Source organism: Glycocaulis sp., assembly GCF_051859565.1.
In the GTDB taxonomy this organism is placed as follows: domain Bacteria; phylum Pseudomonadota; class Alphaproteobacteria; order Caulobacterales; family Maricaulaceae; genus Glycocaulis.
Genome location: NZ_JBHYFK010000014.1, coordinates 1 through 5,894, shown reverse-complemented (window position 1 = coordinate 5,894; position 5,894 = coordinate 1). Strand labels below are relative to the sequence as shown.

The 5,894-nt window shown below is 65.9% G+C and carries 2 protein-coding genes and 1 pseudogene; all 3 read left to right on the top strand.

The genetic code is table 11. The features are described from left to right. Positions 1 to 4,036, top strand: a 4,036-nt coding sequence (locus tag ACTIGC_RS13450; protein WP_439634901.1) for a strawberry notch-like NTP hydrolase domain-containing protein, incomplete at its 5' end; no start/stop codon positions are given. Between the two features lie 15 nt (positions 4,037 to 4,051). Further along, positions 4,052 to 5,083: a DUF7146 domain-containing protein gene (locus ACTIGC_RS13445; protein ID WP_439634900.1), complete on the top strand. Its 1,032-nt coding sequence runs from the start codon at positions 4,052 to 4,054 to the stop codon at positions 5,081 to 5,083. 373 nt (positions 5,084 to 5,456) lie between these two features. Further along, positions 5,457 to 5,894: pseudogene (locus ACTIGC_RS13440) on the top strand (hypothetical protein); the annotation flags it as partial.

The following is a 5,894-nucleotide window of genomic DNA, read 5'->3' as shown; positions in this document are numbered from 1 at the left end:
GGAAGAGATGGAGCGCTTTCAGCAATTCTCGACGCCGCTGCCCATGGGGCTCGCGGCTGTGGCGGCAGCACAGATCACGCCCCGTGATCTTGTCCTAGAGCCGTCTGCCGGGACCGGGCTTCTGGCGATCCTCGCGGAGATCGCAGGCGGCACTCTGGCTCTGAACGAGTTGGCGGACACCCGCGTCGACCTTCTTCGCTTGCTGTTCCCGGGCCGACCGGTCACGGGGTTTGATGCCGCGCAGATCGATGATCATCTCGATGTCTCCTCAAGCCCGAGCGTCATCCTGATGAACCCGCCCTTCTCGGCCATGGCCAATGTCGACGCCCGGACGACAGACGCAACAGCGCGGCATTTGCGCTCTGCGCTGGCGCGGCTGGCCCCCGGCGGACGGCTTGTTGCCATCACTGGTGCCGGTTTCGCGCCGGATGCCCCCGCCTGGGCGGAGACCTTCACCCGCCTGACCGAGTCCGCCCATCTGGTCTTCACTGGCGCCGTGTCCGGTGCAGCGTTTGCCAAGCACGGCACCAGCTTCGAGACCCGTCTCTCGGTCTTCGACAAATGCCGAGGCGGCGAGCTGGGTGGCATCACAGCCGATCTGGCGCGCCCGACCTCGCCGGATGTGGCCAGCCTGCTCTCGCTGATCACCACCCATGTCCCGCCGCGCCCCGCGCTGGCGCAGGTCGCACAATCCGGACAGGGCCCCACTTCCCACTTCCCGGGAAATCCTACCCGTGCCGCGCGCACAGGCATCAGCTCATCGCGCGCCACGCCCGCAACGACCCCCACCACGACCCTCACCACCACCGCCGCGCAGATCGAGGCCGCCGATCTCGCTTACAGCCTGCGCGATGCAACCGAGGACGATACCAGCGCGCGCCTGTCGGATGCCATATATGAGACTTTCCGTCTGCAGGCGATAGACATCCCCGGCGCGGCAACGCATCCGACGAAGCTGGTGCAGTCGGCGGCCATGGCCTCGGTCGCACCGCCAAAACCGACCTATCGCCCCAAGCTGCCCGCCGTCGTTCTGCACGACGGCCTGCTGTCGGACGCGCAGCTCGAGACCGTGATCTATGCGGGCGAGGCGCATGGCGCCTATCTCGCGGGGTCTTGGTGCGTGGATGAGACCGGCGACACGGTCTCTGCCGCGCCCGACGATGCTGGGGACGCTGTCCGTTTCCGCCGTGGCTTCTTTCTTGGCGATGGCACTGGCGCGGGCAAGGGCCGCCAGTCGGCCGGGATTGTTCTGGACAACTGGGCGCAAGGCCGCCGCAAGGCGCTCTGGATTTCCAAGAGCGACAAGCTGCTGGAAGATGCGCAGCGCGACTGGTCGGCCCTTGGCCAGGAGCGGCTGCTGGTCACGCCGCTCTCGCGCTTTGCCCAAGGCAAAGACATTCCGCTCACGGAAGGCATCTTGTTCACCACCTATGCGACGCTCCGCTCGGAAGAGCGGGGCGCAAAAAAGTCCCGCGTCGACCAGATCGTCGAATGGCTGGGGGCAGATTTCGACGGGGTGATCCTGTTTGACGAAAGCCATGCCATGGCCAACGCCGCAGGCAGCAAGGGCGAGCGTGGCGATACAGAAGCCTCGCAGCAGGGCAGGGCGGGTCTGCGCCTTCAGCACAAGCTGCCCAATGCCCGCGTGGTCTATGTCTCGGCCACGGGCGCGACCTCGGTCCACAATCTCGCCTATGCGCAACGCCTCGGGCTTTGGGGCGGGGAGGACTTTCCCTTCGTAACGCGCGCGGAATTCGTTCAGGCCATCGAGGCTGGTGGCGTGGCGGCGATGGAGGTTCTCGCCCGCGATCTGCGCTCGCTCGGCCTCTACACCGCCCGGTCGCTGTCCTATGACGGCGTCGAATATGAGATGCTCGAGCACGCTCTGACGCCGGAGCAGCGCGGCATTTATGATGCCTATGCCGGGGCCTTCGCCATCATCCACAATAACCTGGCCGCCGCGATGGAGGCCGCCAACATTACTGGCGAATCCGGCGGCACGCTGAACCGTCAGGCCAAGTCCGCCGCGCGCTCGGCCTTCGAGTCCGCAAAGCAGCGCTTCTTCGGCCATCTCCTGACCTCGATGAAAACCCCCACCCTCATTTCCAGCATCGAGGCCGATCTCTCGGCGGGCCATGCAGCCGTCATCCAGATCGTCTCGACCGGTGAGGCGCTGATGGAACGCCGCCTGTCGGACATCCCCACGGATGAATGGAACGATCTGCGCATTGACATTACGCCGCGCGAGGCCTGTCTTGACTACCTCGCCCATTCCTTCCCGGTGCAGCTGTTTGAGCCCTTCACCGACAGCGAGGGCAATCTCTCGTCCCGGCCTGTCGTTCGCGACGGCCAGCCCGTCGAATGCCGCGAGGCAGTGCGCCGCCGCGATGCGCTGATCGAGCATCTGGCCAGCCTGCCGCCGGTGCCCGGGGCGCTCGACCAGATCGTCCAGCGTTTCGGCACTGATCTCGTGGCCGAGGTTACGGGCCGGTCGCGCCGCATCGTGCGCAAAGGCGAGGGTCCTGCCGCGCGCCTCGTCGTCGAAAATCGGGCGGGGTCTGCCAATCTTGCGGAAACCGCGGCCTTCATGGATGACCAGAAGCGCATCCTGATTTTCTCGGATGCGGGCGGCACGGGGCGCAGCTATCACGCCGACCTTGGCGCGAAAAACCAGCGCCTGCGGGTCCATTACCTCCTCGAGCCGGGCTGGAAGGCTGATGCCGCCATCCAGGGCCTCGGGCGGACCAACCGCACCAACCAGGCGCAGCCGCCGCTCTTCCGGCCCGTTGCTACCGATGTGAAGGCGGAGAAGCGGTTCCTCTCGACCATCGCGCGCCGCCTCGACACGCTCGGGGCGATCACGCGCGGCCAGCGTCAAACCGGCGGGCAGGGGCTGTTCCGGCCCGAGGACAATCTGGAGTCTCCCTATGCCCGCGACGCCCTGCGTCAGCTCTACCGCCGCATCTATCGCGGTGATGTGGTTGGCTGCTCTCTCGGGGCTTTTGAGGATGCGACCGGGCTCAGCCTGACGGATGACAACGGTCTGAAGGACGACCTGCCGCCGATCACGACCTTCCTCAATCGCCTGCTGGCGCTGACGATTCATTTGCAGGCCGTGCTCTTCTCGGCCTTCGAGGAACTCCTTGATCAACGGATCGAGGGCGCCATCGCCGCCGGGGTCTACGACCTTGGGCTCGAGACGCTGCGCGCCGAAAGCTTCCGCGTCACGGATGCGAGGGTGATCTACACCCATCCCGGCTCTGGTGCCGAAACCCAGCTTCTGACCATCGCGCAAAAGCAGCGCAACACGCCGCTATCGCTGGCGGATGCGCTCGACTGGCTCGAGGACCCCAAAGCGCGCCTGCTGGTCAACAGCCGCTCAAACCGGGCGGCGGTGCAGGTGCCCGCCACCAGCCTGATGCTGGACGATGGCACGATCGAGCCCCGCCTGCGGCTGATCCGGCCGACGGAGGCCAGCACTGTTCCGGCCAAAATCATGGAGGACACAAACTGGCTTGAGGCCGACCGCGCGGCATTCACCGAAGCCTGGACGTCCGAGCTGGCCGAAATGCCGGAATTCTCGGAATCCACGCTGCACATCGTCGCTGGCCTCTTGCTGCCGATCTGGAAGCAACTGCCGCAGGATGAAACCCGCGTCTACCGGCTACAAACCGACGATGGCCAGCGCATCATCGGCCGCCGTGTCTCGCCTGCCTGGGTCGCGACGACGCTTGCGGACGATGCGCCGACACTCACTGCCGCGCAGGTCCATGCTCTCGTTCTGGAGGGCAAGACCGTGGTGCGGCTGGCTGAGGGGATGGAGCTGCACCGGTCCCGCGTCATGGGCGTGAACCGGATCGAGCTCTCCAGCTTCACCGAGGCCGGCAGAGACCGGCTCAAGGCCGATGGCTTCTTCTCTGAAATCATCGCCTGGAAGTTGCGGCTGTTCTGCCCGACGGATCCGAGCGGCATTACGGTGCTGGAGCGCCTGCTTGCGCGTGTGCCGGTCACTGGCCTACATGCACGCAATAGTTGAAAAAAGGCGCATCTCATGTCCGTTGAAACAGAAGAGCTTCTGCGCGCGCTGGCGCAGGACGCTGAAGGCGTGTGTCGCCATTATCTTCCCGCTGGACGGCGGGAAGGGTCTTACTGGATGGTGGGCGATCTGCAAAACACGGCGGGCCGCTCGCTCTTTGTGCGCCTCACCGGCCCGACCTCAGGGCCGGGCGCACGCGGAAAATGGCAGGACTCCGCCACGTCAGAATATGGCGATCTGCTGGACATCATCCGTGCGCGCACGGGGATCACGCGGTTTCCTGAACTTCTGGAGGAGGCCCGCGCGCATCTTGGCCGCCCGCAGCCGGTCCTCCCGGATGTGCCAGTGCCGAAGAAGGCCAAGGCCCCCGGCGGCAGACCAGCGGCGGCGGCGCGATTGTTTGCAGCCTCAAAGCCGGTCGCAGGCACGCTTGCCGACAGCTACCTCCGCTCCCGGGGCCTTACCCATGGCGGCACGATGAGCGCGCTGCGCTTCCACCCGAAGTGCTGGCATCGGGAGGATGGCCAGACCCGCAGCATCCCCAGACCGGCGCTGATCGCCGCCGTCACTGATGAGGCAGGGGGCTTAAAGGGCGTGCATCGCACCTGGCTGGCGCCTGACGGACAAGGAAAGGCAGATGTCAAAACGCAGCGGCGGGCCATGGGTCACCTTTTGGGCAATGCCGTCAGGCTGACCCCGCATGACGACATCCTCGTTGTTGGCGAGGGCATCGAGACCATGCTGTCGCTCGTTGAGGCAATACCCGGCCTTCCCGTCTGGGCGGCGCTCTCGTCGGGTCACCTCGGAGCGGTCCTGCTGCCGGAGGGGCTGCAGCGCCTCTACATCGCCATCGACCGCGATCCCGCTGGCCGGCGCGCGGCAGAGAGGTTGAGCGCCAGAGCGACCGAGGTCGGGATTGCCGTCCGGGTGCTGGAACCGAGGCTCGGGGATTTCAACGATGATCTCCGGGCGAACGGCAGGCTGGCGCTGCGCCAGCATCTGGCAGGGCAGATCGGGCCTGAGGATCAGCATCGCCTGTTGGCGTGAGCCCCATCAAGCAGGGAGCGGTCCAAGGCTGAGGAGGGCAGGGGTTCTGCAGTCCTGTCGCGGGTGTGGATCATCCCCTTTGCCACTTCCCGGGCAAATCTCATCCACCCGTTACCAACACGGCCTTCTCAGAGATGGGCGTGCTGCCGTCAAAGGGTCCGCCCCCTCAAGGGCGGCATTCAGGCTATTTCCGCCGCGGGGACGAGCCCCCGCTTTACATCGCGAAACAAATAGCCTGCCTGCCGCCCTCCTCCACTGCGTTTCGGCCCCGAAGAGGGGGGTGAAGGTGCGTCCGCCATGACGGCTCAGAGCTGCCCATGAAGGCCGCGCGGGATGACGCGCGGACGAGTTGAGGCCCGGAGGCAAGACCAGAATGACGATCCACACCCATGACGACGCGTATGAACCCGCCCACACTGCATCCCAGACCGCCCATGCGCTCGATGAGCTGCAGCTTTATGGCTTCCGTCCCTTTGACGAGCCCGATCCGCGCCCGATGCCCGATGGGCAGCGCCTTGCAGTCGCCGTCGCCGACATCTTCGATGCCCTCGTCGCGACCCTGGAAGACACCCGCATGGAACCCGACCTCGAAGAGGTGCTCTGGGGCCAGGTCAACCTCTTTCACCGCGCCACGGCCCGGATCGAACGGTCGCTCGAAGAGAACGAGCAGGCGCAGCGCCGCCTCCAGCGCGAGCAGGACGGCTCCGAGGTGAAATCCACCGAGATCGAGCGCTTGACGGCCGAAGGCCTGACGCTGATCGAACGGCGCAACTGCATGGACATGATGCGTGATCACGCCGCCACCGAGTTT

What these genes read in the sequence shown, in the direction of transcription:
- ACTIGC_RS13445 (WP_439634900.1), top strand. Translation starts at nt 4,052, where the DNA reads ATGTCCGTTGAAACAGAAGAGCTTCTGCGCGCGCTGGCGCAGGACGCT.